26 protein-coding genes are annotated in these 23,825 nt (G+C 71.8%); 19 read left to right on the top strand and 7 right to left on the bottom strand.

Annotation, left to right across the window (positions count from 1 at the left end; genetic code table 11):
- The first annotated feature begins 56 nt into the window (after positions 1–56).
- On the top strand, positions 57–272 hold the full coding sequence (locus HNO83_RS18505; RefSeq protein ID WP_175339006.1) for a hypothetical protein: 216 nt from the start codon (positions 57–59) through the stop codon (positions 270–272).
- 63 nt (positions 273–335) lie between these two features.
- On the top strand, positions 336–1,097 hold the full coding sequence (locus tag HNO83_RS18500; RefSeq protein WP_349627295.1) for a nuclease-related domain-containing protein: 762 nt from the start codon (positions 336–338) through the stop codon (positions 1,095–1,097).
- Between the two features lie 22 nt (positions 1,098–1,119).
- Here the strand turns inward: HNO83_RS18500 and HNO83_RS18495 are convergent, their stop codons facing one another.
- The gene (locus tag HNO83_RS18495) at positions 1,120–1,992 is read right to left on the bottom strand and encodes an alanyl-tRNA editing protein (protein WP_175339005.1); all 873 of its coding nucleotides are present in this window, start codon (positions 1,990–1,992) and stop codon (positions 1,120–1,122) included.
- A 74-nt stretch (positions 1,993–2,066) separates the two neighbouring features.
- Here HNO83_RS18495 and HNO83_RS18490 point away from each other — a divergent pair, with 74 nt between their 5' ends.
- The 3 genes from HNO83_RS18490 to HNO83_RS18480 all read left to right on the top strand — a co-directional run bounded on the left by HNO83_RS18490 (position 2,067) and on the right by HNO83_RS18480 (position 4,250).
- Positions 2,067–3,032: a Dyp-type peroxidase gene (locus HNO83_RS18490; protein WP_175339004.1), complete on the top strand. Its 966-nt coding sequence runs from the start codon at positions 2,067–2,069 to the stop codon at positions 3,030–3,032.
- Between the two features lie 235 nt (positions 3,033–3,267).
- Positions 3,268–3,948: a hypothetical protein gene (locus tag HNO83_RS18485; protein WP_175339003.1), complete on the top strand. Its 681-nt coding sequence runs from the start codon at positions 3,268–3,270 to the stop codon at positions 3,946–3,948.
- Between the two features lie 2 nt (positions 3,949–3,950).
- Positions 3,951–4,250 (top strand): hypothetical protein, encoded by a 300-nt coding sequence (locus tag HNO83_RS18480; RefSeq protein WP_175339002.1) that lies wholly within the window; start codon positions 3,951–3,953, stop codon positions 4,248–4,250.
- A gap of 1 nt (position 4,251) precedes the next feature.
- On the opposite strand, the gene HNO83_RS18475 is transcribed toward HNO83_RS18480, so the two are convergent.
- The gene (locus HNO83_RS18475; RefSeq protein ID WP_175339031.1) at positions 4,252–5,166 is read right to left on the bottom strand and encodes an EamA family transporter; all 915 of its coding nucleotides are present in this window, start codon (positions 5,164–5,166) and stop codon (positions 4,252–4,254) included.
- A 76-nt stretch (positions 5,167–5,242) separates the two neighbouring features.
- Between HNO83_RS18475 and HNO83_RS18470 the strand changes: the two genes are divergently transcribed.
- On the top strand, positions 5,243–5,740 hold the full coding sequence (locus HNO83_RS18470) for a MarR family winged helix-turn-helix transcriptional regulator (protein ID WP_175339001.1): 498 nt from the start codon (positions 5,243–5,245) through the stop codon (positions 5,738–5,740).
- A gap of 90 nt (positions 5,741–5,830) precedes the next feature.
- Positions 5,831–6,112, top strand: coding sequence for a hypothetical protein (locus HNO83_RS18465; protein WP_175339000.1), 282 nt, complete (start codon positions 5,831–5,833; stop codon positions 6,110–6,112).
- 123 nt (positions 6,113–6,235) lie between these two features.
- Here the strand turns inward: HNO83_RS18465 and sufU are convergent, their stop codons facing one another.
- Both sufU and HNO83_RS18455 read right to left on the bottom strand, forming a co-directional pair.
- Positions 6,236–6,673, bottom strand: a complete 438-nt coding sequence (gene sufU, locus HNO83_RS18460) for a Fe-S cluster assembly sulfur transfer protein SufU (protein WP_175338999.1) — start codon at positions 6,671–6,673, stop codon at positions 6,236–6,238.
- Positions 6,670–7,962, bottom strand: a complete 1,293-nt coding sequence (locus tag HNO83_RS18455; RefSeq protein ID WP_175338998.1) for a SufS family cysteine desulfurase — start codon at positions 7,960–7,962, stop codon at positions 6,670–6,672. The genes sufU and HNO83_RS18455 overlap by 4 nt, the downstream gene beginning before the upstream one ends.
- Positions 7,963–8,102: 140 nt before the next feature.
- Between HNO83_RS18455 and HNO83_RS18450 the strand changes: the two genes are divergently transcribed.
- From HNO83_RS18450 to HNO83_RS18440, 3 genes are read left to right on the top strand one after another with little or no spacing between them, the layout of a single operon-like run.
- Positions 8,103–9,758 carry an HAD family acid phosphatase gene (locus HNO83_RS18450; RefSeq protein WP_175338997.1) on the top strand — a complete coding sequence of 552 codons (1,656 nt, stop codon included), beginning with the start codon at positions 8,103–8,105 and terminating at the stop codon, positions 9,756–9,758.
- Between the two features lie 50 nt (positions 9,759–9,808).
- Positions 9,809–10,006, top strand: a complete 198-nt coding sequence (locus HNO83_RS18445) for a hypothetical protein (RefSeq protein WP_175338996.1) — start codon at positions 9,809–9,811, stop codon at positions 10,004–10,006.
- Between the two features lie 35 nt (positions 10,007–10,041).
- On the top strand, positions 10,042–10,845 hold the full coding sequence (locus tag HNO83_RS18440; protein WP_175338995.1) for an alpha/beta fold hydrolase: 804 nt from the start codon (positions 10,042–10,044) through the stop codon (positions 10,843–10,845).
- A 14-nt stretch (positions 10,846–10,859) separates the two neighbouring features.
- On the opposite strand, the gene HNO83_RS18435 is transcribed toward HNO83_RS18440, so the two are convergent.
- The 3 genes from HNO83_RS18435 to HNO83_RS20485 form a co-directional block, all read right to left on the bottom strand.
- Entirely contained in the window at positions 10,860–12,251 is a 1,392-nt protein-coding gene (locus HNO83_RS18435; protein WP_175338994.1) for an MFS transporter, read from the bottom strand.
- A gap of 132 nt (positions 12,252–12,383) precedes the next feature.
- Positions 12,384–13,859: an NAD-dependent succinate-semialdehyde dehydrogenase gene (locus HNO83_RS18430; protein ID WP_175338993.1), complete on the bottom strand. Its 1,476-nt coding sequence runs from the start codon at positions 13,857–13,859 to the stop codon at positions 12,384–12,386.
- A 142-nt stretch (positions 13,860–14,001) separates the two neighbouring features.
- Complete coding sequence (locus tag HNO83_RS20485; RefSeq protein WP_175338992.1) at positions 14,002–14,508, bottom strand: hypothetical protein; 507 nt, start codon at positions 14,506–14,508, stop codon at positions 14,002–14,004.
- A gap of 183 nt (positions 14,509–14,691) precedes the next feature.
- Here HNO83_RS20485 and HNO83_RS20480 point away from each other — a divergent pair, with 183 nt between their 5' ends.
- From HNO83_RS20480 to HNO83_RS18380, 9 genes are all read left to right on the top strand, one after another.
- Complete coding sequence (locus HNO83_RS20480; protein ID WP_175339030.1) at positions 14,692–15,648, top strand: AraC-like ligand-binding domain-containing protein; 957 nt, start codon at positions 14,692–14,694, stop codon at positions 15,646–15,648.
- Positions 15,649–15,877: 229 nt separating this feature from the next.
- Positions 15,878–17,092: a zinc-dependent alcohol dehydrogenase gene (locus HNO83_RS18415; protein WP_175338991.1), complete on the top strand. Its 1,215-nt coding sequence runs from the start codon at positions 15,878–15,880 to the stop codon at positions 17,090–17,092.
- The gene (locus HNO83_RS18410; protein WP_175338990.1) at positions 17,089–17,826 is read left to right on the top strand and encodes an SDR family NAD(P)-dependent oxidoreductase; all 738 of its coding nucleotides are present in this window, start codon (positions 17,089–17,091) and stop codon (positions 17,824–17,826) included. The genes HNO83_RS18415 and HNO83_RS18410 overlap by 4 nt, the downstream gene beginning before the upstream one ends.
- Positions 17,827–17,851: 25 nt before the next feature.
- Positions 17,852–18,628, top strand: a complete 777-nt coding sequence (locus HNO83_RS18405) for a MoaF C-terminal domain-containing protein (RefSeq protein WP_175338989.1) — start codon at positions 17,852–17,854, stop codon at positions 18,626–18,628.
- 12 nt (positions 18,629–18,640) lie between these two features.
- On the top strand, positions 18,641–19,030 hold the full coding sequence (locus HNO83_RS18400) for a nuclear transport factor 2 family protein (RefSeq protein ID WP_175338988.1): 390 nt from the start codon (positions 18,641–18,643) through the stop codon (positions 19,028–19,030).
- 127 nt (positions 19,031–19,157) lie between these two features.
- Complete coding sequence (locus HNO83_RS18395) at positions 19,158–20,345, top strand: ABC transporter substrate-binding protein (RefSeq protein ID WP_175338987.1); 1,188 nt, start codon at positions 19,158–19,160, stop codon at positions 20,343–20,345.
- An 84-nt stretch (positions 20,346–20,429) separates the two neighbouring features.
- The gene (locus HNO83_RS18390; RefSeq protein ID WP_175338986.1) at positions 20,430–21,290 is read left to right on the top strand and encodes a branched-chain amino acid ABC transporter permease; all 861 of its coding nucleotides are present in this window, start codon (positions 20,430–20,432) and stop codon (positions 21,288–21,290) included.
- Entirely contained in the window at positions 21,277–23,025 is a 1,749-nt protein-coding gene (locus tag HNO83_RS18385) for a branched-chain amino acid ABC transporter ATP-binding protein/permease (RefSeq protein WP_175338985.1), read from the top strand. The genes HNO83_RS18390 and HNO83_RS18385 overlap by 14 nt, the downstream gene beginning before the upstream one ends.
- The gene (locus tag HNO83_RS18380; protein ID WP_175338984.1) at positions 23,022–23,720 is read left to right on the top strand and encodes an ABC transporter ATP-binding protein; all 699 of its coding nucleotides are present in this window, start codon (positions 23,022–23,024) and stop codon (positions 23,718–23,720) included. Before HNO83_RS18385 ends, HNO83_RS18380 begins: the two co-directional genes overlap by 4 nt.
- The last annotated feature ends 105 nt before the right edge of the window (positions 23,721–23,825 follow it).

The raw sequence follows: 23,825 nt of genomic DNA, 5'->3' as shown, positions 1-23,825 counted from the left end.
GTAGTCCGTCGCCCGCCCACCTCGCACACGGCGGCCCGGCGCGTACAGTGCACGGCATGAGCGACCAACCGGATGACACCCCCGCACCCGACGCAGAGACGCCCGTCGCGGAGCCCCGCGACGCCGACGACCTCACCGCCGCCGTCAGCGACCTCGGCGAGACCGACACCGACCGGCTGGACGCCGTCCAGGAGCACAACGAGTCCCTCGAGGATCGCCTGCCGTCGCCGGACGACCTCCCGCGCACCCACGGGACCCCCGCCCAGGGGTAGTCGCCGCCGGCTGTCCCCGGCTGGGGACTGGGACGGGCCTCGCAGGCTCTGTACGGTTGCCGGGTGAGCGGAGAGCGGATGCGCGACCGGGCCCCCGGGGCAGCGGTGATGGAGCAGGTCGTGCGGCTGCAGGCGTCTTCGCCCCCGCGCTCTCCCCTGGCCAGGGCGTTCGGCGTCCGGCCGCTCGCGGACGAGGCCGAGTCGTGGTTCTCCGGCGCGCTGGGCGAGCGCGAGGTCGGAGCCGCCCTGGCGCGGCTGCCCGAGGGCTGGAGCGTGTTCCACGCTGTCCCGGTCGGCTCGGGCGAGGCGGATGTGGACCACCTCGTCGTCGGCCCGGGCGGCGTCTTCGTGATCAACACGAAGCGGCATCCGGGCGCCTCCCTCGCGATCTACGAGCGCGCCGTGCTGGTCAACGGCGTCAAGCAGCCGTACCTCCGCAACTCGGACCTGGAGGCGTCGCGGGTGCGCGGGCTGTTACTGCGCGCGGGCATCGAGGCGCCCGTCCACCCGGTGATCGCGGTGACCGGCGCGAAGGAGGTCCGCACCTACCACCAGCCTCTGCGTGCCGCGGTGCTGCGGGCCGAGACCCTGGTGCGCTGGCTGGCGCGCCGACCGGCCGTTCTGGATGCGGACACCGTCGAGCGGGCCGCCCGGCTGTTCGACGATCCCGCGACCTGGCGCCCGCTCCCCGCCCCGTCCGACACCGCCGAGCGCTTCGTGGAGATCGAGCGCGAGGTGCGCAGTGCGCGACTGGTGCGCGCCGGGTGGGCCCTCGCGGGCGGGCTCGGCGCGGTGGCGGTGGCGCTGCCGTTCGTGACCCGCTGACCCCACCCCGCCGCTCGCCGGGTCAGGCGCGCTCGGCCGTCGTGTGCATCGTGAGCACGAGCGCGCCGTCGGCGTCGGCGAGGTCGAGGCGCACGGTCACGCCGGCGAGCTCTCCGAGCGAACGCAGGTGCGTGCCGCCGCACGGGATCTCGACCGCCCCCTCCGGCAGCTCTGCGCGCCAGTGCCGGCGGTCGCCGAGCCCCGACGCCTCCCGGACGATCGACACCGCACCGCCGGAGGCGACCCAGCCGGCCAGCAGCTCGGACGCGCGCGCCGCCACCTCGTCCAGCCGCGGACCCAGCTCCGCCGCGGCGAAGCCCTTCTTGCGCAGGCTCTTGCCGATCCGGTACTCATCGATCGACCCGCCCTCCAGGATGCGCGAGCTGACGATCGCGAGCTGGTCGAAGTTCGGGTTGCCGCGGCCGTCCAGCACGACCTCCTTGGCCCACAGGCCCGCGAGCGCTTCGTTCAGCGCTAACGACGCGAGGTGGCACGCCGTGTGCCCGGCCGACAGCGCCTGGCGACGGGACGCATCGACCGTGACCGCGACGGACGTCCCCTCCGCAAGGCCGGTGGCGTCGTCCACGAGGTGGCAGACGACGAACGCCCAGCCGTCGGTGCCGGTGCGGACCGGCGCATCGCCGACGTGGAGCACCGAGCCGTCCGTCGCGCCGACCACGGCATCCACGATCGGGTACGTCCGGTCGCCCGAGACGAGCTCACCGGCGTCCGCCGGCTGGTCGGGCCACACCGGGTCGACCGGGTGGAACGCCGTGCGGTCGAGGAGGACGGCGGTGCGCCCGTCAGCCAAGGGCTCGAGGTGCACGACGACGCCGGTCGAGGTGAGGTCGCCGTCCGGGTACGTGACGGCGGTGTCGATGCTCGGGAGACTCATCCCTCCAGCCTAAGCGGAGGACTGGGAGGGTCGCCGAGTGGCGACCGTGGCCGCCGGTGCGGCACGATGGCGTCATGGCGAACACCGGCGACCAGCCCTGGCAGCGCGTCCCGATCGATCCGCAGAGCGTCGACGCACCGCTGTCGCGCGCCGCGGTCTTCCTCGTGGTCACCGTCGGTGACAGTCCCGAAGCCCTCGCGACCGCGAAGGACGTGCTCAGCGGGATGACCGACCTGGTCAAGACCGTCGGCTTCCGCGACCTGGGCGCCCGGCTGTCGTGCAACGTCGGCATCGGCTTCGACCTCTGGCGCCGGCTCACGGACTCGCCGCCGCCTCGCGAGCTGCATCCGTTCCGGGAGATCGCGGGTCCGGTGCACACGGCGGTGTCGACCCCCGGCGATCTGCTCTTCCACATCCGGGCCGAGCGCGGCGACTTCACGTTCGAGCTCGAACGGCAGCTGCTCGATCTTCTCGGCGACGCGGTGCAGGTGGTCGACGAGGTGACCGGGTTCCGTTACTTCGACGCGCGCGACCTGCTCGGCTTCGTCGACGGCACCGCCAACCCGGCGGGCGGCGACATGGCGGGAGCCACCACGGTCGGCGACGAGGACCCGGAGCACGCCGGCGGAAGCTACGTCGTCGTGCAGAAGTACCTGCATGACCTGTCGTCGTGGAACCGCCTCCCGGTCCCGTCGCAGGAGGGCGTGATCGGCCGCACGAAGGTGGAGAACATCGAGCTGCCCGACGCCGAGCACGGCCAGAAGTCGCACAAGACGCTGGCGACGATCGTGGATGAGACGGGCGTCGAGCACGAGATCCTGCGCGACAACATGCCGTTCGGGCGACCTGGCCAGGCCGAGTTCGGCACATACTTCATCGGCTATTCGCGCGCGCTGTGGGTGATCGAGCGGATGCTGGAGCGCATGTTCGTGGGCGACCCGGAGGGCAGCTACGACCGGATCCTGGACTTCTCCACGGCTGCGACCGGGTCGACCTTCTTCGCGCCGACGCGCAGCTTCCTGGAGTCCCTCGGCGACTGACCGGCCCGGAGGCGCACGCATCCCGCGGCGATGCCCGCCAGCATCGAGCGTGTCTTACTGCGTTCATGCCGAACGCCCAATCGGATGTCTCGTCACGATCTAGCCGATGCCTCGTCGTCTTTGGATAACAGGGCATTTTTTCCCTGTACGGTCGCGAACCGCAGCGTCGCTTCCGGAAATCGGGTGAGGGCCACGAGGATCGCGCGTTCGAAGACGAACGGGAATGGACATTCAAATGAACCGTCTGACGAAGATGGCGTCGGCGAGCGGAGTTGCCGTCGGTTTGATCCTTGGAAGCGGGATCACCGCAGCGAATGCGGAGGAGGCGCCACGCTCGGCCGAGGCCGCATTCAGCGAGTTGGTGGATGCCTTGAAAGTAGACGCCAAGACGGATGCCGCGCTGACCGAGCGTTTCGAGGACCTGCCGTCGGCCGAGCAAGAGCGGATCGCGGATGCCATCGAGGAAAATCCCCTGTCTGTGATGGAGTTCCACGCTGGTGGGCCGACCCTGACCTCGGAAACCGGAACCAGCCCACAGTCAGCGCTGGCACGTACCGCCGCCACCGGACTCCATATTCAGGCCGCCGCATCCAACCCCCGCTACACGGCCACATACCCTGTGAACGCAAGCCTTTTCGGCATCACGACCGGTACGTTCAATATGCGGTATGTCTTCGAGGCGACCTCGACCAACGTCACCCGCAACCTGGAGTGCACGGGATGGTTCACCGGTGCAGCCGGAGTCTGGAACATCAGCACGAGCCAAAGCAACTACGTCTCCGGCGGTCAGGGTGCTTGTACGGTCACGTACCGGATGTCGCTCGCATTCAAGGGCTCCTTCTTCAGCGCAAACAAGCAGCAGCAGCTGGTCTACAAGGGCACCAGGCTCACCAGCGCGACTCTGAGGAACATTTAGCCATGACTGCCCCCGCCGTGGATCGGACCCACCCGGGCGTGACCGACCGCCGGCTGCTTGCCGCCTCCGTGGCAGTCAGCCTTCTGGCCCCGCTCGTGTGGCCCGCACTCATCGGTGCGGTCGCCCTCGTGATCTGGGTCTCGGTGCGGTTGGCCCGGCGGCGGCACCGTTCGGTGGCGATCCTCACCACCGCGATCGTCCTGCTCAGCCTGTCGATCGCGATCGCGGTGGCACTGGGCTGGGGCACTGCTGCAACCGTCTCCGACACAGGAGACGGAGCAGTGACCCTCACCCCGGGGTGACCTACGACCGGATCCTGGACTTCTCCACGGCTGCGACCGGGTCGACCTTCTTAGCGCCGACGCGCAGCTTCCTGGAGTCCCTCGGCGACTGACCGGCCCGGAGGCGCACGCGTCCCGCGGCGATGCCCGCCAGCACGATCGCGAGTCCGAGCAGCTGCCGGAGGGTGAGAACCTCCCCGGCGACGATGGCGCCGAGCACCACCCCGGTCACGGGATTGAGCAGGCCGACGAGCCCGACCGGCCCGGCCGGGAGGTGCCGGAGTCCTGCGAACCAGGCCACGTAGGCCAGGGCGGTCGCGATCACCGTGACGTAGGCGAAGCCGAGCAGGGCGGCGGCGTCGAGGGCGGGAGGCGCGCCTTCGACGACTAGGGCGAACGGCAGCATCAGAAGGCCGCCGGCGAGGAGCTGCCAGGACGTGGACGCCACCAGGTCGACGCCGCCCCACCGCGTCGCGAGGGCGAAGCCGGTGGAGGAGGCGACCAGGGCGACCACTGCGAGGAGCACGCCGACCGGGTCGATCGTGCCGTCGCCGCCGAACAGCATGAGCGCCACGCCCGCGATGCCGGCGACTCCCCCGGCGAGGGCGACGACCCGGGGCCGCTGGCCCAGCACGATCCGGGCGGCGGCCATCATCACGAGGGGCGATGCCGCCATCACCGTCGCCGCGATGCCGGACGGCAGCCGCTGGGCCACTGCGTACACGAGGGCGAAGAAGCCTCCCGTGTTGAGGACGCCGAGGACCGCCGAACGCCACCAGAAGGCGCCGCGCGGCCGTCTCCTGCTCAGCAGGAGCAGCAGCACCCCCGCCGGCAGCGCCCGGATGACGGCGCCCCACAGCGGCTCCGCCGGCAGGACGGCGCGGGTCACGACGTACGTCGAGCCCCAGGCGACGGGGGCGATGGCGGTGACGAGCATCCACCGCCAGGCGCCCTTCGATGAATTATCTTCCATGGAAGCTACTTTAGCTTCCATGGAAGGTACTGTGAAGGGCATGGAGACAGAACCCGACGCCGTCGCGCGCATCCAGTCGGAGTGGCGCCGCGAGCGACCCGACCTCGACAGCTCGCCCCAGGGCGTGATCGGGAGGCTGCACCGTGTCGCCGCGCGGCTCACGACCGAGCTCACCACGGTCTACGGCGCCCACGGGCTGGCCGAAGGCGACTTCGACGTGCTGGCCACGCTGCGACGCGCGGGCGCGCCCTACGAGCGCACGGCCGGCGAGCTGGCCGAGCACACGATGATCACCACCGGCGGCATGTCCAAGCGCCTCGACCGCCTGGAACGCGTCGGACTCGTCTCCCGCCGCTCCTCCGAGACCGACGGCCGCGGCCGCGTCATCCGGCTCACCGAACAGGGACGCGCGACGATCGATGCCGCCGTCACCGACCACCTGGCGAACGAGCGCCGGCTGCTGGACGAGCTCGACCCGGCCGACGCGGCGGCGCTGGAGCGCATCCTGACCGAGTGGCTGGCGCGTCTCGGCGGATGACGCTCGCAGGGCGGCGCCAGCGCAGGCTTTCGCAACAGGTCGTCATCTTCATGGCGACGGGATGCGGCCGCGCGGTACAAACGGTCGATCATGTCGCGCATCTTCACGAGCAAGTTCAACCCGGGGCGGGCCCGCTGGGAGCTGGTCGTCAGCCCCCAGGGAGACGTCTACGCGTTCCCGCTCACCCTCCCGATCGCCCAGCGGCAGGTGCTCGGCGGGCATCGTCGGTACCTCGTCGGCCGCGTCACCCGGGGTGGCCAGGCATGGACGGCCGCCGGCCCCTCCGGACTGGTCTACGGGACAACGTTCCCGTCCCTGCCGTCGGCCCTCGAGGCGATCGCCGACGAGGTCGACCTGGCGCCGGTCCCCTGACCCGGCTCCCGGACGCGCGCCGCGCGACTGCGACCCCTGGGGACGAGTGCGGCGGGTCGCGCGGGCGCACTCGTTCCGCGGGACCGCAGTCGCGGTCGGCTACGGCCGACGGAGCGGCGCGGGTCAGGCGGACTTGAGGAGCGCGTCCTCCAGGGCGACCCAGGGCAGCATGGCGCACTTCACGCGCGTGACGTACTTGGAGACGCCGGCCAGCGCGACCGCGTCGCCGAGCAGCTCCTCGTCGCCCTCCAGGGCGCCCTTCGAGTGCATCAGCTCGCGGAAGGCGGCGATGGAGGCGGCCAGCTGCTCGCGGTCGACGTGCTCGACGAGGTCGCTCAGCAGGGATGCGGAGGCAGTCGAGATCGAGCAGCCGTGACCCTCCCAGGCGATGGCGGCAATGCGGCCGTCCGCCTCGGTGCGGACGCCCACGGTGACCTCGTCGCCGCAGGTCGGGTTGTACTGGTGCGAGCTGGCCGCCTCGTCGCCGGCGAGCCCGTAGCCGTGCTTCTCCCTGGCGTGGTCGAGGATGACCTGCTGGTAGAGGTTCTGCAGGTCGCTCATCGGGCGCCTCCCGTTGTCGCGACACCGAAGAAGACGCGAGCGTCGGCGAGGGCGGCGACGGCCGCATCCACCTCGTCGGCGGTGTTGTAGAGGTAGGTGCTGATGCGCGTGCTCGCCGTCGCGTCGAACCGGCGGTGGACGGGCTGGGCGCAGTGGTGGCCGACGCGGACCGCGATGCCGCGGTCGTCGAGGAACTGGCCGACATCGTGCGCGTGGATGCCGTCCACGACGACGCTGGCGAGCCCGACCCGCGGGACGCCGGGGCCGGGACCGAGGATGCGGACGCCCTCCAGCTCGCCGAGCCCGGCGAGCAGCCGCTCGCCGAGCGCCTCCTCGTGCGCCGCGATCGCGGGCATGCCCACCGCGTCGAGGTAGTCGACCGCCGCGGCGAGGGCGACCGCCTGGGAGACCCGCTGCGTGCCGGCCTCGAAGCGCTGCGGTGCCGGAAGGTACTCGGCGCCCTCCAGCGTCACGTGCGTGATCATGGAGCCGCCGGTGAGGAACGGCGGCAGCGCGTTCAGGAGCTCGCTGCGGCCGTAGAGCGCTCCGATGCCCGTCGGCCCGAGCATCTTGTGGCCGGAGAAGACGGCGAAGTCGACATCGAGGGCCGGGAGGTCGACCGCGAGGTGCGGGACGGACTGGCAGGCGTCGAGAACGGCGACGGCGCCGTGCTCGTGCGCGAGGGCGACCAGCTCGGCCACCGGGTTGACGCCCCCGAGGACGTTGGAGACGTGCGCGAAGGCGACGACCTTGGTGCGCGGTCCGATCAGCTCGGCCGCCTGGTCGAGCCGCAGCCTGCCGTCGTCGGTCAGGCCGATGACCCGGAGCGTGGCACCGGTGCGGGCGGCCAGCTCCTGCCACGGGATGAGGTTGGCGTGGTGCTCGGCCTCCGTCACGACGATCTCGTCGCCGGCCCCGAGGCGGAAGCGCTCTGCGGCGGCCCCGCCGCGGCCGAGGGACGCGTTGGACATGGCGTACGCGAGCAGGTTGACGCCCTCCGTCGCGTTGGAGGTCCAGACCAGCTCCTCCGGCTGCGCGCCGACGAACCGGGCGACGCGGGCGCGGGCGTCCTCGAACAGCTCCGTCGCCTCGCCCGCCACGGTGTGGGCGCCGCGGTGCACGGCCGACGTGTACCGCTCGGCGAATGCACGCTCGGCGTCGAGCACCTGGCGCGGCTTCTGCGAGGTGGCCCCGGAGTCGAGGTAGACGAAGGGGTGCCCGTTCACCTCACGGGAGAGGATCGGGAAGTCCGCGCGGAGGGCGGCCGTGTCGAGGGTGTCGGTGCTCATACGGTGCACAACGCTACCGGGGTCCACTTCACTCCCGCTGAGTGTTGCGCTCCGCCGCGCTTTCGTTGCGACGGCTCTGTCGCTAGGCTGCCCCTGTCCCCCGAACAGGGGCAGACTCCTGCGAACGCAAAGGTGCGCCGATGTCTCACACCCCCGCCTCCCCCTCCCGCCTCCGTCGCGCGATCGTGGCCGCCGCCGGCGTCGCCGCGCTCGCGCTCGGCGTCGGACTCGCGGACGCCCCCGCCGCCGTCGCCTGGGATCCCGGCCACGGCGACGCCGCGCTGACGCCGCGCACGTCGTTCACGATGGCGCCGGACGGCTCCAGCGGCGCGACCCAGGGCGGTGAGGGCATCCCGAACATCGACTCGGTGAAGAAGACCATCGCCACCTACTACGGCGACCCCGGCACCGGCATCGCGAACAAGAGCGATTCGCCCTACATCCGCGAGCTGGGCGGCATCCTCGGCAAGGAGAAGTCGGAGCTGAAGCGGGACTACGACCGCGCCGTCCGCCACGGCCAGAAACCCGCGATCGTCTTCGACGCCGACGACACCACCCTTTGGACGTACGACATGGAGGTGGCGGACATGCACTTCACCTTCAACCCGACCGAGCAGAACGTCTGGGTGCAGGACCAGCGGTTCCCCGCGACGCCCGGGATGGTCGACTTCGTCAACCAGGCGCAGGCCATGGGTTACACGGTGTTCGGCCTGACCGGTCGCAACGACGGCCAGAAGGACGCCACCCTCGGCAACCTGGCGAAGGTCGGCTACACCGCGTTCACGGCGGACCGGTTCTACACCAAGTGGACGGGATCGGGCGCCTCCCAGCAGCCGTCGTACATCACCTGCGCTGCCGCGAGCTGCACGACCGTCGAGTACAAGGCTCTGACGCGGAAGCACATCCAGGACCTCGGCTACACGATCACGCTCAACGTCGGCGACCAGTGGTCCGACCTGCAGGGCGGCTACGCCGAGCAGGCGCTGAAGCTGCCGAACCCGACGTACTACCTGCCGTCGCCCGACCTGCCGGGGGTGAGCGAGCCGCAGCTGTCGCCGCGCACGCACTTCTCGATGGCGGCCGACGGCTCGAGCGGCGCCACCCAGGGAGGCGAGGGCATCCCGAACATCGACTCCGTAAAGAAGACCATCGCCACCTACTACGGCGACCCCGGCACCGGCATCGCGAACAAGAGCGACTCGCCCTATATCCGCGAGCTGCGCTCCATCGTGCAACGCCAGGCGCCGGTGGTGGCCGCGCAGTGCTTCGTCGGGAAGAAGCTGCACAAGAACCCGGCGATCGTGCTCGACACCGACGACACCACGCTCTGGACGTACGACATGGAGGTGGCGGACATGCACTTCACCTTCGACCCGGTCGAGCAGAACGTGTGGGTCCAGGATCAGCGCTTCCCCGCCACTCCGCACATGACCACGCTGGCGGCCGTCGCCCAGAAGGCGGGATGCACCCTCGTGGGGCTGACCGGCCGGAACGACGACCAGAAGGCTGCGACGCTCGGCAACCTGGCGAAGGTCGGGTACACCGGCTTCACCGCGCAGAACTTCTACACCAAGTGGACGGGCACGGGCGCCTCCCAGCAGCCGTCGTACATCGCCTGTGCCACGGCGAAGTGCACGACGATCGAGTACAAGTCGCAGACCCGCAAGCACATCGAGTCGGCTCAGGGAGGCGGCTACGACATCGTCGCGAACGTCGGCGACCAGTACAGCGACCTGATCGGCGGCTACGCCGACCGGACGGTCAAGCTGCCCAACCCGACCTACTACTTGCCGTGACGTCGCCGCTCGGCCGTGCCCGGCCCTCCGCTCGCCGGTAGGCTCGTGGCATGGTCGAGCGCACGAACGGGTCGCCGTGGTTCCTGGTCCTCGGCGTGCTGCTCGTGGTGGTGGGGCTGGGCGGCCCGCTCGCGGTGGATGCCGCCACGGGCGACGTGCAGTGGCTCGTGCGCGGGATCGGCGTGCTCGTCGCGATCGGCGGCGGCGTGCTGATCGGCTTCTGGGTCCGCCGTCGGCAGGGCCGCTGAACCCCGGGGAGGGGCCCGCGGCTACAGTGTCCGTCATGAGCACGGTCACCTCTTCAGACGGAACCTCCCTCGAGTACGAGATCGCGGGCGACGGCCCCGCGGTGATCCTCGTCGACGGCGCGATGTGCTTCCGCGACGCCGGCCCGATGCGGCCCATCGCTGACGCCCTCCGCGGCCGGCTCACGGTGGTGCTGTACGACCGCCGCGGGCGGGGCGGGAGCAGCGACGCCCTCGCCGATCCGTCCGCGCGCGCGGACGCGGTGGCCCGCGAGATCGACGACCTCTCCGCCCTGGTGGAGGCCGCGGGCGGCACAGCGGCGCTGTTCGGGATGTCGTCCGGCGGCGCGCTCGCCCTCGCCTCCGCCGTCGCGCTCGGCCCGGACCGCGTACCCCGCGTCGCCGTCTACGAGCCGCCGTACCTCCCCGACCCGATGCTGCCGTCCGCGCAGGCCTACACCCACGACCTGCTCGCCGCGCTCGCCTCGGGCGACCGAGCGGCGGCGGTCGAGCTCTTCCTCCGTCGCGTCGGCGTGCCGGAGGCGGGCATCGAGGGGATGCGCCGCTCCCCCGGCTGGGACGCGACGCTCGCCCTCGCCCCGACGCTCGCGTACGACGACGCCGCAATGGGCGACAGCCTCGTGCCCGACGACCTGCTGCAGGCGCTGACCGTCCCGGTGCTGGCGCTCGCGGGCGAGCAGACGCCCGATTTCCTGCGCCTCGGGGCCGAGGGGGTGGCGACCGGAGCGCAGGACGGGAGCGTCGAGGTCGTCGCGGGCCAGACCCACGACGTCGCCGCCGACGCCCTCGCCCCGCACCTGCTGCGGTTCCTGGCCGGCTGAGCTCCGCACCGGGCTCAGCCGCGCGCGGGCTCCGGCTCGCGGGAGAGTCCCCGGATGGGGCTGACCGCCTGCTCCGCCTCGTGGTCCGGACCGAGTGGGATGCCGGTGCGGTCGCGCAGGACGAGCGTCGCCAGCAGCCCGAGGACGGTCATCCCCGCGAGGTACCAGGTGACCGAGAGGGTGGTCCCCGTTGCCTGGACCAGGGCGGTGGCGATGGTCGGTGCGAACGCGCCGCCGAGGATCGCTCCGATCGCGTACGCGATCGAGACGCCGGAGAAGCGGATCGAGGCCGGGAACAGCTCCGAGTACAGCGCGGACTGCGGACCGTAGGTGAAGCCGAGGCCGATCGTCAGGATGGCGAGCCCGAGGAACAGCAGGCCGATGCTTCCCGTGTTCACCAGCGGGAAGAGGGTGAAGACTCCGACCAGCTGCAGGATCCAGCCCACGATGTACGTGGTGCGTCGGCCGATGCGGTCGCTCAGCCAGCCGGCGAACCAGGTCGCGAGCAGCCAGGTGACCGCCGAGGCCGCGACCGCCCACAGCACCGGGCCGCGGTCCAGCTTCAGCGGGCCCTCCGGGTTGGTCGAGTAGTTCTGGATGTAGCCGCCCGTCGTCATGTAGCCGACGGCGTTGTTGCCCGCGAAGACGAAGGCGGCCACGATCACCAGCAGCCAGTGCTTGCGGAACACCTGCACGATCGGCATGCGGGTGCGCTCGCGGCGCTCCGCGATCTCGGTGAACACCGGGCTCTCCTCCACCCGCCGGCGCACCCAGTAGCCGATCAGGATGAGGACGATCGAGAGCAGGAACGGCACGCGCCAGCCCCAGGCCAGGAACGCGTCACCCGGAGCGACCGCGGTCATGACGGCCATCGTGCCGGAGGCGAGCAGCAGTCCGAGCGGGACGCCGATCTGCGGGGACGCCCCGAACAGCCCGCGCTTCGCGGTGGGGGCGTGCTCGACGGCCATCAGCACGGCCCCGCCCCACTCCCCTCCCGCGGAGATGCCCTGCAGGACGCGCAGCAGCACGAGCAGGATGGGCGCGGCGATCCCGATCGCCTGGTAGGTCGGCAGCAGGCCGACGAGCGCGGTCGACGCCCCCATGAGGATCAGGGTCGCGACGAGAACGACGCGACGCCCGTAGCGGTCGCCGATGTGGCCCGCGAGGAAAGCCCCGAGGGGACGGAAGAGGAAGCTCACGCCCACCGTCAGGAACGACAGCACGGTCGCGAACTGGGGGCCCGCCGGCGCGAAGAACAGCTCGCCGAAGACGAGCCCGGCGGCCGAGGCGTAGATGAAGAAGTCGTACCACTCGACGGTGGTGCCGATCACCGTGGCGAAGACGACCCGGCGGCGGTCCGTCTGCGAACGGATGCTTCCCGTCGGGGTGAAAGGGGATGTGCTCATCGTTGTGTACTCCCGGAATGCTGCGACATCGTTGTCCGGAGCGGCGCTCCGATCCGGCAATGATATACGATTTCGCATCCGACGCAACGGCCGGTGTTCGGACGCCGACGACGGCGGCGGCGCCCGCGCCGCTCAGCCGCGGAACGGGTCCGGCGTGAGGGTGTACTTGGTGTTCAGGTACTCGTGGATCCCCTCCAGCCCGCCCTCGCGGCCGAGACCGGACTGCTTCACACCGCCGAACGGTGCAGCCGCATTGGAGACGACGCCGACGTTCAGGCCCATCATCCCGGTGTGGAGGCGTTCGATCATCCGCTGGCCGCGGGCGAGGTCCCTCGTGAAGACGTAGGAGACGAGGCCGTACTCGGTGTCGTTGGCCAGACGCACGGCGTCGTCCTCGTCGGCGAACGTGGCGATCGCGAGCACCGGGCCGAAGATCTCCTGGCGCAGGATCTCGCTTCCCGGCTGCACGCCGGACAGCACCGTCGGCTGGTAGAACGTGCCGTCGCCCTCCACCGCCGAGCCGCCGGTGCGCAGCGCGGCGCCGCGCCGCACCGCGTCCGCGACGAGCTCCTCCGCCTTCGCCACAGCGTCCTCATCGATGAGGGGGCCGATCGCCACGCCCTCCTCCGTGCCGCGGCCGACCTTCATGCCCTGCACGCGCTCGGTGACGCGCCGGGCGAACTCCTCCGCCACGGCCTCGTGCACGATGAACCGGTTCGCGGCCGTGCAGGCCTGGCCCACGTTCCGGAACTTGGCCAGCAGCGCACCCTCGACGGCCGCCTCGAGATCGGCGTCGTCGAACACGACGAACGGGGCGTTGCCGCCGAGCTCCATGGAGGTGCGGAGCACGTTCTGCGCCGACTGCTCGATCAGACGCTGTCCGACCGAGGTGGAGCCGGTGAACGAGAGTTTGCGCAGCCGAGGGTCCGAGAGGATCCCGGCCGAGACCGCACCGGAGCGCGTCGTGGTGATCACGTTGACGACGCCGGCGGGGAGCCCCGCGTCCTCCAGCAGCTTCGCGAAGTACAGGGTCGTCAGGGGCGTGAGGGCCGCCGGCTTGATGACGACCGTGCAGCCCGCGGCGAGCGCCGGCGCGATCTTGCGGGTGGCCATGGCGAGCGGGAAGTTCCACGGCGTGATCAGGTAGCAGGGGCCGACCGGCGATTGACTGACGATCATCCGCCCGGTGCCCTCGGGGCTCGTCGCGTAACGGCCGGAGATGCGCACGGCCTCCTCGGAGAACCAGCGGAGGAACTCGCCACCGTAGGCGACCTCGCCTCGCGCCTCGGCGAGCGGCTTGCCCATCTCCAGCGTCATCAGCAGGGCGAAGTCGTCGCGACGCTCCTGCAGCAGGTCGAATGCGCGGCGGAGGATCTCGGCGCGGACGCGCGGCGCGGTGGCCGCCCAGCCGTCGGCGGCGGCGACCGCGGCGTCGAGGGCCTGGCGGCCGTCGTCGACGGTCGCGTCCGCGATCCGCACCAGCTCGCGCCCGGTGGCGGGGTCGTGGACCGCGAACGTGGCACCGGAGGCGGATGCGCGCCAGGCACCCCCGATGGCAAGGTCCGTGGGCACACGCTCGAGCAGGTCGGTCTCAGCGGCGGCGGTCATGGCGTTCTCCTCAGGTTGCGGCGGCGCCCGGGGGCGTGCGCGACCGACGATATCGACGGGCGTCGGCGCGCGCAGGGCGCCCGGCGGCATCCCGCACGCCGGGCACAGCGGCGTGCGGGGACGGACAAGTCCGGGGGCGCCGTCAGCCCACGAGCATGTGCGCCGTCATCCCGCACATCGCGGCGGCGGAGACGCACGAGAGCACGGCGGCCGGCGCCGACGGCCGCCGTCGGGCGCGGGAGGGACGGCGGTCCTGGGGCGCGTGCGCCCGCCGCGGCCGCAGCCGGAGGACGTGGACGAGCGCGGAGCCGAGGCACAGGACGGAGAGGACGACGACCGCCAGTGTGAGTGCCGGGAGCACCCATCCCGGCCCGTAGCCGTGGTCGTGGCCGTGCGGCGCCAGGGCCGTCGTCTCGCCGCGGCCGTGGAGGGCGGCGAGGACCAGCATGAAGGCCATCCCGAGCGGTTCGACGGCCAGGTGGGCGGGTCCGCCCCGCCGGCCGGAGGCGGCCGCGAGCGCGACGAGCCCGCCGGCGGCGGCGATGGCCGGGAGCAGCGCGACGGCGGACGTGGCCATGCCCGCCGTCGCGGCCAGGGAGGTCGCCGGCACCAGCACGGGCAGGAGCCTGTCGGGGACGGCGACGCTCATGCTGTCACCGTAGGAGGCAGTGCGGCCGCGAGGATTGGCGCGCCGCGCAGCGTGCTTGCCGGTCCGCGAACGACGATCGCGGCGGATCGCTGGCCGCGGCGCGGAAGCGGATGCTACGATCCACATCACGGATCGTATACAACGTCGTCCGATCCCCTCAGTGAGGTGAAGCCCGTGCTCAGCATCCCCCAGCAGGCACGCGACAGCGACCGCGTGACCACCAATATCGCCCGAACCTTCAGCGAGTTCCGCACCGCGGTCTCGGAGTCGTTCGTGCCGCTCCATGTGACCAGCGACCGCCCGGACCCGTTCTGGGGCCGGATCCGTTCGGCCGCCGCCGACGAGGTGCACGTGTCGGAGGTCAGCGCCTCCGAGCACGTCGTCGAGCGCACGCCCGAGCTGATCGCCCGCGCCGACCGGCACTACTTCAAGCTCAGTCTCATGCTCTCGGGTACCGGGCTGCTCATCCAGGACAACCGGGAGGCCGTGCTGCAGCCCGGCGACCTGGCCGTGTACGACACCCACCGCCCCTACTCGCTCGTCTTCGACGACGACTTCCGCACCATGGTGGTGATGTTCCCCAAGCACCTGATCGACCTGCCGCCGGACGTCGTGGCGCAGCTCACGGCCGTGCGCATGAGCGGCCGCCAGGGCATCGGCGGGATCATCGTCCCGTTCCTCGCCCAGCTGGTCGGCAACCTCGACCAGCTGAACGGCGCGACCGGCGCCCGGCTGGCGCACAGCGCGCTGGACCTCGTGACGACGATGTTCGCCAGCGAACTGGACGTGACCCGCGGCCCCGTCGACCCGCACCACCAGCTCATGCAGCGCATCCGCGGCTACATCGACGCCAACCTGGCCTCGACGGATCTCGGCCCCGGGCAGATCGCGGCCGCGCACTTCATCTCCACCCGGCACCTGCACGGGCTGTTCCGCGAGCAGGGCACGACGGTGTCGTCGTGGATCCGCTCCCGCCGGCTGGAGCGCTGCCGGCGCGACCTGCTCAACCCGCTGTACGCCGACCGGCCGGTCGCCGCGATCGCCGCCCGCTGGGGTTTCGTCGACGCGGCCCACTTCAGCCGGGTCTTCAAGGCCGCCTACGCCGAATCCCCGTCGGAGCTGCGCGCCTCCTCCCGCTGACCCGGAGACGGGGCCGCATCCGTGGGGCGCAACACGCCGCAGTCCCGACGCGGATACGGCGTGCCGCGACCCAGGGATCGGACCGGGCCTCTCGTCCGGGCGACTTGTGCGGGAGGGAACGGGCGTTGGACGTGGGCGTAGGGATGCCGCACGCCCGTTGAGGGGGCGGGACCGAGCCGCGGAGGATGGGTCCGCCCGGGCGGAGCTGCCCGGGCGGAACGGAGGCCCGATGTCCGCATCACCCTCGCCCGCCGCGCCGACGGCCGCCCCGACGGCAGCGACGGGCTCCGCGCCGGGCGAACGGCGGGAGCGCACGGCGGACCTCCCCGCGACGACCCACCAGGTGGTGTTCCCCCGCGCCGGTGCGATCGAGCTGCGCGAGGCGCCCCTCCCGCAGCCGGGTCCCGGCGACCTTCTCCTCCGCGTCGCCCTGGTCGGGGTCTGCGCGACCGACCTGCACCTCCTCGCCGGTCACATCGGCGACCCCTTCCCCCTGGTGCCCGGCCACGAGTTCGTCGGCGAGGTCGCCGCGATCGGGCGCGACGCGGCAGAGCGGCGCGGCCTCGCGGTCGGCGACGCCGTGGCGGTGGAGATGCTGCTCCCCTGCCGCTCCTGCGCCCGCTGCCGGGAGGGACGCTACAACCTGTGCGAGGCGGACGACCCCGCGACCGTCTCGGGGCCGGGCCGCCAACTGGGCGTCAACATCCCGGCGACGGTGGAGCCGGGGCTCTGGGGCGGCTACGCCGAGCACCTGTGGGTGCCCGCGGAGGCGGTGGTGCACCGTCTGCCCGACGGACTCCCGTGGCGCCGCGCGGTCCTGGTCGAGCCGCTCGCCGTCGCGTGCCGCGCCCTCGGGCGCGGCCGCCTGGCCCCGGGCGAGGACGTCGTCGTCATCGGTCCCGGCCCGGTCGGGCTGCTGGCGGCGGCCGCGGCCCGCTCGGCGGGCGCAGGCGGGGTCGTCGTGGTCGGCACCCGCGAGAACCGGCTGGCGCTCGCGCGCCGCTTCGGCGCCGATGCGACCGTCAACCTCCGCGAGGCGGGAACCGCGGAGGCAGTGGACGCCGCCGTGCGGCGGGTACTCGGCGGCAGGCGACCCGACCTGGTCCTGGAGATCGCGGGAACTCCCGCCGCCCAGCAGCAGGCCGTGCGCCTGGTGCGCCGCGGCGGCCGGGTGGTGCTCGCCGGCGCCTGCGGCGCGGCCGCCCCCGTCACCTTCCTCGCGGACGAGGACCTGCTGACCAGGGAGATCGACCTGCTGCCGTCGTTCCTGTCGGCCGGAGGGTTCGAGCCGGCGATCCGCCTGCTGGAGCGGGGCGAGCATCCCTTCGAGGAGCTGGTCACGCACCGGGTCGCGCTCGCGGGCGTCGCGTCGGCCTACGACCTGATCGAGAGCCGCGCCGACGACGTCGTCAAGGTCGTCGTCGACCCCTGGGCCGCCGCGTGAACGGCGGGCCCGGCCCCGGCCGCTTCGGCGGCCGCGTCGCCGTCGTGACGGGGACGACCAGCGGCATCGGCCGCGGGATCGCCTCCCGGCTGGAGGCGGAGGGGGCGCAGGTCTTCGGGCTGGACCTCGGGCCGGGAGGAGTCGGCGAGCATGTTCCGTGCGACGTCTCCGACGCGGACTCGGTCGCCCGGGCGGCGGCGGATGTCCTGTCGCTGAGCGGCGGCCGGGTGGATCACGTCGTCGCCAATGCGGGCATCCGCGGGGCCGACACCCCCGCTGAGGATCTCGCCGTCGCCGACTTCGACGCCGTCATCGCGGTGAACCTGCGGGGCGTGTTCCTGACACTGCGCGCGTTCGCCCGGCCGATGCTCGCGGCGGGTCGCGGCAGCATGGTCGCCATCGCCTCGATGTCGGGGAACCGGGTGGTCAACGTGCCGCAGCGCACCGTCGCGTACAACACAGCCAAGGCCGGCGTGACGGCGCTCGTGCGCGACCTCGCCGTGGAGTGGGGCGGACGCGGCGTGCGGGTCAACACCGTCTCCCCCGGCTACGTCTCCACGCCGTTCCTCGAAGCCGACGCGGGGATGCATCCCGCCTGGCTGCCCGGGACCGTCGCCGGACGCTTCGCCTCGATCGAGGAGATCGCGGCCGGCACCCTCTACCTGCTCTCCGACGAGGCGGGCTACTGCCACGGCACCGACCTGCTCATCGACGGCGGCTACTCGCTGCGCTGAGCCCCTGCACCACGAAAGGAACGAGATGTCCGACACCACCACCGATCCGGCCGCCGACGAGTGGCGCACCTACGACGAGTTCGCCGCGGGGATCGACACCTACCGCCTCCCCGGCGCCCACCTCACCGGGACGCGCATCGCACTGACCCTGGACGACGGTTCCCGGCTCGACCTCGCCTTCGACGCCGACGAGGTCGTCTGGAACGGGGTCCGCGACCCGTACGACGCCGTCGCCGTGCGCGACGATGTCGTGTTCGTGAATCTGCCGCTGACCAGCCGCGAGCGCGAGGCGGTCACCATCGTCTACTCCACCTCCACCCACCGCGCGCTGGTCACGTTCTCCCGCATCGGCGAGGAGGAGGTGGAGGGCGAGCCGCGCGTGAGGCAGGAGTTCCACGCGGCCGTCACCGACGGCGGCGAGCCGACCGGCGAAGTGCCCGCCCCCTCTCGCGACCTGATCGGCAAGCGCAACATCTATCGCTACAGCCCGCACCACCTGTACGAGCACGTGTACGTCTCCAGCCGGCGCTACGCCTGGCAGTGCCTCGAAGGAGTGCAGCGCGGCCACGGCGACATGGACCTGTCCACCGTGTGGAAGTTCCAGGACGGCCTGTACCTGTTCTGCTTCCGCGAGTTCCGCATCGCGGTCGCCAGCGTCTGGCTGCACGACCTGGGGTACGCACTGCGCACCACGGGCATCTTCCTCGGCCTGAACGGCGCAGGCGAGTCGGAGCACTCCCGCGCCGGCGGCCACATCTACCCGCTCGGCTCGGTGTCGTATCCCGACGCCCAGCCCGTCTGAACGGAGAACACATTGCCCAGCAATCACGAGATCATCCGCGATCACTACGCCGCGAGCGATCGCGGGGACATCGACGGGATGCTCGCCCCACTCGCCCCCGACGCACGCTGGACCGAGATGGCCGGATTCCCCTACGCCGGCACCTACATCGGGCCGGAGGAGGTCCGCCGCGGCGTCTTCGAGCGCATCGGCGCGGAGTGGGACGGCTACACCGCCGCCATCGACGAACTGATCGACGGCGGCGACACCGTCATCGGGATCGGCACGTACAGCGGCACCCACCGCGCCACCGGCCGCTTCTTCGAAGCACGCGTCGCGCACGTCTGGCGACTCGCCGGTGGCCGCGTCGTGGCCTTCGAGCAATTCACCGACACCGCGCTCGTGCGCGCCGCCCTCACGTGACAGGCGCGGGCGGACAAGAGGGATGCGGGCACAGTCAACAGGCGGAGAGCGCCACGGCCCTACCGTCGGAACACCGAAAGCCACGACGGAGTGGTCGTGGCGCACCTTCAGAGGCAGGGAAGCGCACATGAGGAAGCACATTCTTTACGCGGCGGCCGCGGTCGCCGCATCCGCAGCACTCGTCCTGAGCGGCTGTTCCGGCGGCGGCGGAGGCGGCGCGGACGCGCCGATCGTCGTCGGCTCCGTGAACACCAAGAGCGGCGCGGCGACGTTCCCGGAGGCGTCGCAGGCGGCCGCCGCCGTCTTCGCCGACCAGAACGCCAAGGGCGGCATCGACGGGCGCAAGATCGACTACAAGGCGCTCGACGACAAGGGCGACCCGGCGACCGCTTCCGCGAACGCCCGCGAGCTGGTCGGCAGCGACGAGGCCGTCACCATGGTCGGCTCCGCGAGCCTGATCGAGTGCGAGATCAACGCCAAGTACTACGAGCAGCAGAAGATCCTCTCGGTGCCGGGAATCGGCGTCGACACGGGATGCTTCAACAGCCCCAACATCGCCCCGGCGAACGTCGGGCCGTTCAACGACATGACCCTCACCCTGTACTGGGGCTCGGAGGTCGCGAAGCTCGACGACATCTGCGTGCTGCTCGAGATCGCCGGCTCCACCCGCCCCGCCTACCAGAAGGCGATCGACCGCTGGACGGAGATCACGGGCAAGAAGCCGCTCTACGTCGACGACACCGTGCCGTACGGCGCGAGCGACTACACGCCCTACATCGTCAAGGCGAAGGACGCCGGCTGCAAGGCGCTGGCGATCAACCCCGTCGAGCCGGACGCGATCGCGCAGGTCAAGGCCGCGAACGCGCAGGGCTGGAAGGACGTCAACTGGCTCTACCTGACCAGCGTCTACTCCGACAACTTCGCCAAGGCGGTCAGCGACGCGGGCGCCGGCATCTACGTGCCGGCCGAGTTCTACCCGTTCACGGACGCGTCGAGCGACATCAACAAGGACTGGCGCGACCTGATGACGAAGAACGACATCCCGCTCACCTCCTTCTCGCAGGGCGGCTACCTCGCCGCGAAGTACTTCATCCAGGTGGCTCAGGGCATCAAGGGCGACATCACCCGCGAGTCCGTCACCAAGGCGCTGCACGAGATGAAGGAGATCACCAACCCGATGGTGGGAACGCCGTACGTCTTCGGCACCGGCAAGACCCACGCGGACAACACCGCGGGCTGGCCGATCAAGCTCACCACCGGGACCAATAAATGGGAGCTCAACGGGCAGGACTGGATCCGCATCCCCCAGAAGTAGCCCGCACGACCGGGCGCCCGGGCGGCGGAAGCTGCTGCCGCCGGCCGGGCGCCCACATCCCGATCCCCTCGAAAGGAGCCGCCCATGCTGCAGGGCGCCCTCGCCGGCCTGGCCGCCGGCGGACTGTACGCCGTGCTGGCGGTGTGCCTGACCCTGATGAGCCGCCTGGTGCGGGTCGTCAACTTCGCGCAGGCCGCGACCGGCATGTTCGGCGGCTTCGTCGCCGTGTGGCTGGTGAGCCATGCCGGGTGGCCGATCTGGGTCGCCTCGACCCTCGGCGTGCTGCTCGGCGGCGCGCTGAGCGCCGTCATCGGGCTCATCGTCGCGACCTGGCTCGCCGAGGCGGACACCACCACCCGCTCGGCGGTGACCGTCGGACCGCTGCTGCTGCTCATCTCGCTCTCATTCATCTTGTTCGGCAACAAGCCGCAGCCGTTCGCGCCGATCATCGCCGGTCCCGCATTCAGCGTCGGCGGCGTCGTGATCTCGCAGGTCACGGTCGTGACCGTCACGCTCGCGATCGTGGTCGCCGTCGGCTGCCGGCTGATGCTCACCCGCACGTCGATCGGCACGAAGCTGCGGGCCCTCTCCGAGCGGCCGACGACGGCGGAGCTCATCGGCATCCCGTCGAAGCCCCTCAGCGTCTCGGTCTGGGCGGTGACCGGGGTCATCTCGGCACTCGCGATCGTCATCGTCGCGCCCTCCCAGTCGAACGACGCCACCAGCCTGTCGATGCTCATCGTCCCCGCCTCGGCCGCCGCCCTCCTCGGCGCGTTCCGCCGGCTCGACCTCGCGGTCGTCGGCGGCCTGGTGCTCGGCCTCCTCAGCGGGCTGGTCGCGCAGATCGACCAGGTGTCGTTCGTGCGCAACTTCCTCCCGTTCCTCTTCATCGTCGTCTTCCTTCTGTGGACCCAGCGCAAGGAGGTGTGGGATGCAGCGCGCTAGCTCCTCCCGCGCGGTCAGGATCGCGTTCCCCTTCGCCGCCGGGCTTCTCGCCCTCGGCGTCGGCTACCTGCTGAGCGAGTCGCTCTCCGGCTACTTCGTCTTCCTCGCCGTGAGCGCCGTGGTCGCGGCGATCGCCATCCTGGGACTCGGCATCGTCACCGGCAGCGCCGGGATGATCGCCCTCTGCCAGCTGACCTTCGCGGCGGTCGGCGCCTGGGTGGTCTCGCTCCTCAACGTGCTCCAGGCACCCGGAGGCTTCATCGTCTGGCTGATCCTGGGCGCCGCCGCCGCCGGCATCGTCGGCGTGCTGGTGGGCCTCCCCGCTCTGCGGCTGCGCGGGGTCAACCTCGCGGTGGTCACCCTCGGCTTCGCCGCCGCCGCGGATGTCACGCTGGTGCAGATCCAGTTCCCCGGCTCGACCGACGGGATCCCGGTGCTCCGGCCCGACGCGTTCAGCGACGACCGCTCGTACTTCTTCTTCAGCGTGCTCGTGCTCGTCGTGTGCGGCATCGCCGTGTACTTCCTGCAGAGCGGCCGCTGGGGCTCCAGCTGGAAGTCGGTCGCGTTCTCGGAGCGCGGCACGGCGTCCGTCGGCGCGAGCGTGCGCGGAGCGAAGCTGACCGCGTTCGCGGTGAGCGCCACGCTCGCCGGCATCAGCGGCGGTCTCATCGCCGGGCAGGTCGGCCTGCCGTTCGCCAGCTCGTTCACGCCCATCCAGTCGCTCGCGCTGTACGTGCTCGCGGTGATGTCCGGCGCCTACCTGATCGACATGGCGGTCTTCGGCGGGATCCTCTGGGTCGCGGTGCCGGAGCTGCTCAAGCGCTGGGGCATCCCGCAGGACTGGGCCTTCGTCATCTTCGGCGTGCTCGGCGTGCAGGCGCTCACCAGCGGCAGCAACCTCGGCCAGGGCATCCGCAACGCCTGGTGGAAGCGGCAGGCGAGGAGGACGCCGCCGCGGCCGACGGCGCCGCTCGACGCCGACGTCGCCCTCGGCGCCGCCGAGAGCCCCGCCGCGGCACCTGCCGGTGCGCCCGTCCTGGTCGTCGACGACCTCGGCGTCGCCTTCGGGCAGGTGAAGGCGCTGGACGGCGTCAGCCTGGTCGTGCCGGAGCGGACCATCGTCGGCCTCATCGGGCCCAACGGCGCAGGGAAGTCGACGTTCACCGACGCGGTCACCGGTTTCCTCCCCCAGCACACCGGCTCCGTCTCGCTGGACGGCCGGCCGCTGCAGGGCTTGTCGCCCGCCAAGCGCGCGCGGCTCGGGCTGCGGCGCACCTTCCAGCAGGACCGCGTGCCCCCGACCCTGACCATCGAGGCGTACGTGCGGTTCGTCGCCCGGCGCCGTGTCGCCCTCGGCGAGGTCGAGGAGACCCTCGCCTTCTTCGGCTGCCCGCCCGCCCGCACGCGCCTGCAGAGCGTGGATGTGGGCACCCGCCGCCTGGTGGAGGTGGCCGCGAACGTGCTGTCGCGTCCCCGGGTGCTCATCCTCGACGAGCCGGCCGCCGGTCTGTCGCATGAGGAGCACGTCGAGCTCGGGGAGCGACTGCTGCGGGCCCCGGCGCGGTTCGGAGTGTCGATCATCCTGATCGAGCACGACCTCGATCTGGTGCGGTCGGTGTGCGGCACGATCACCGTGCTCGACTTCGGCCAGGTGCTCGCCAGCGGCCCGCAGGAGCAGGTGCTGGCCGACCCGGCCGTCGTGAAGGCCTACATGGGTGAAACGGAGATGCTGTGAACGCCGACGCGCTCGTCCTCGACTCGGTCACGGTGAGCCGTGGCGCCGGTCCCGTCATCAGCGATGTCAGCCTCGCGGTCGAACCGGGGCGCATCACCGCCCTCGTCGGCCCGAACGGCGCGGGGAAGACGAGCCTGCTGGAGGCCGTCTCCGGCATCGTCGCCCCGAGCGGGGGCACGATCACCGCAGACGGCACGGCCATCGGGAGACTGTCGCGGGTGCAGCGGGCGCGCCGCGGGATCGTGCACATCGAGCAGGGGCGGGCGGTGTTCCCGTCGCTGACGGTCCAGGAGAACATCCGTCTCACCGCCGGCTCGGCGGACGCGACGGAGGAGGCGCTCGCGCGTTTCCCGGAGCTGGAGAAGCGGCGCGGAAGCGCGGCGGGCCTCCTGTCGGGCGGCGAGCAGCAGATGGTGGTGCTCGCACGCGCGTTCGCGTCGCGGCCGCGCTACCTGCTGATCGACGAGATGTCGCTCGGACTCGCTCCGGTGGTGTTCATGCGGCTGCTGCCGGTGATCGAGCAGTTCGCGCAGTCGGGCGTCGGCGTGCTCCTGGTGGAGCAGTTCACGCACCTGGCCCTCTCTGTCGCGACCGACGCTCTCGTCGTGTCCTCCGGCCGCGTCACCTACGCCGGCGCCGCCGCCGACCTCGCCGCCTCCCCCGACGTGCTCCACGCCGCCTACCTCGGCGCCTGACCCCGCCCCAGCCATCAGCTCCTGAGTTGTTCGACCGCGCGACGGCGTGTCGCTCGAACAACTCAGGAGCTGATGGCCGGGGCGGGGGCAGGCGCCGAGGTAGGC

Origin of the sequence: Leifsonia sp. C5G2 (genome assembly GCF_013359685.1) — a bacterium.
Classification (GTDB): domain Bacteria; phylum Actinomycetota; class Actinomycetes; order Actinomycetales; family Microbacteriaceae; genus Leifsonia.
This window is presented reverse-complemented; position numbering and strand designations above follow the sequence as displayed.

What these genes read in the sequence shown, in the direction of transcription:
- HNO83_RS18505 (WP_175339006.1), top strand. Translation starts at nt 57, where the DNA reads ATGAGCGACCAACCGGATGACACCCCCGCACCCGACGCAGAGACGCCC.
- HNO83_RS18495 (WP_175339005.1), bottom strand. Translation starts at nt 1,992, where the DNA reads ATGAGTCTCCCGAGCATCGACACCGCCGTCACGTACCCGGACGGCGAC.
- HNO83_RS18490 (WP_175339004.1), top strand. Translation starts at nt 2,067, where the DNA reads ATGGCGAACACCGGCGACCAGCCCTGGCAGCGCGTCCCGATCGATCCG.
- HNO83_RS18485 (WP_175339003.1), top strand. Translation starts at nt 3,268, where the DNA reads ATGAACCGTCTGACGAAGATGGCGTCGGCGAGCGGAGTTGCCGTCGGT.
- HNO83_RS18480 (WP_175339002.1), top strand. Translation starts at nt 3,951, where the DNA reads ATGACTGCCCCCGCCGTGGATCGGACCCACCCGGGCGTGACCGACCGC.
- HNO83_RS18475 (WP_175339031.1), bottom strand. Translation starts at nt 5,166, where the DNA reads ATGCTCGTCACCGCCATCGCCCCCGTCGCCTGGGGCTCGACGTACGTC.
- HNO83_RS18470 (WP_175339001.1), top strand. Translation starts at nt 5,243, where the DNA reads ATGGAGACAGAACCCGACGCCGTCGCGCGCATCCAGTCGGAGTGGCGC.
- HNO83_RS18465 (WP_175339000.1), top strand. Translation starts at nt 5,831, where the DNA reads ATGTCGCGCATCTTCACGAGCAAGTTCAACCCGGGGCGGGCCCGCTGG.
- sufU (WP_175338999.1), bottom strand. Translation starts at nt 6,673, where the DNA reads ATGAGCGACCTGCAGAACCTCTACCAGCAGGTCATCCTCGACCACGCC.
- HNO83_RS18455 (WP_175338998.1), bottom strand. Translation starts at nt 7,962, where the DNA reads ATGAGCACCGACACCCTCGACACGGCCGCCCTCCGCGCGGACTTCCCG.
- HNO83_RS18450 (WP_175338997.1), top strand. Translation starts at nt 8,103, where the DNA reads ATGTCTCACACCCCCGCCTCCCCCTCCCGCCTCCGTCGCGCGATCGTG.
- HNO83_RS18445 (WP_175338996.1), top strand. Translation starts at nt 9,809, where the DNA reads ATGGTCGAGCGCACGAACGGGTCGCCGTGGTTCCTGGTCCTCGGCGTG.
- HNO83_RS18440 (WP_175338995.1), top strand. Translation starts at nt 10,042, where the DNA reads ATGAGCACGGTCACCTCTTCAGACGGAACCTCCCTCGAGTACGAGATC.
- HNO83_RS18435 (WP_175338994.1), bottom strand. Translation starts at nt 12,251, where the DNA reads ATGAGCACATCCCCTTTCACCCCGACGGGAAGCATCCGTTCGCAGACG.
- HNO83_RS18430 (WP_175338993.1), bottom strand. Translation starts at nt 13,859, where the DNA reads ATGACCGCCGCCGCTGAGACCGACCTGCTCGAGCGTGTGCCCACGGAC.
- HNO83_RS20485 (WP_175338992.1), bottom strand. Translation starts at nt 14,508, where the DNA reads ATGAGCGTCGCCGTCCCCGACAGGCTCCTGCCCGTGCTGGTGCCGGCG.
- HNO83_RS18415 (WP_175338991.1), top strand. Translation starts at nt 15,878, where the DNA reads ATGTCCGCATCACCCTCGCCCGCCGCGCCGACGGCCGCCCCGACGGCA.
- HNO83_RS18405 (WP_175338989.1), top strand. Translation starts at nt 17,852, where the DNA reads ATGTCCGACACCACCACCGATCCGGCCGCCGACGAGTGGCGCACCTAC.
- HNO83_RS18395 (WP_175338987.1), top strand. Translation starts at nt 19,158, where the DNA reads ATGAGGAAGCACATTCTTTACGCGGCGGCCGCGGTCGCCGCATCCGCA.
- HNO83_RS18390 (WP_175338986.1), top strand. Translation starts at nt 20,430, where the DNA reads ATGCTGCAGGGCGCCCTCGCCGGCCTGGCCGCCGGCGGACTGTACGCC.
- HNO83_RS18385 (WP_175338985.1), top strand. Translation starts at nt 21,277, where the DNA reads ATGCAGCGCGCTAGCTCCTCCCGCGCGGTCAGGATCGCGTTCCCCTTC.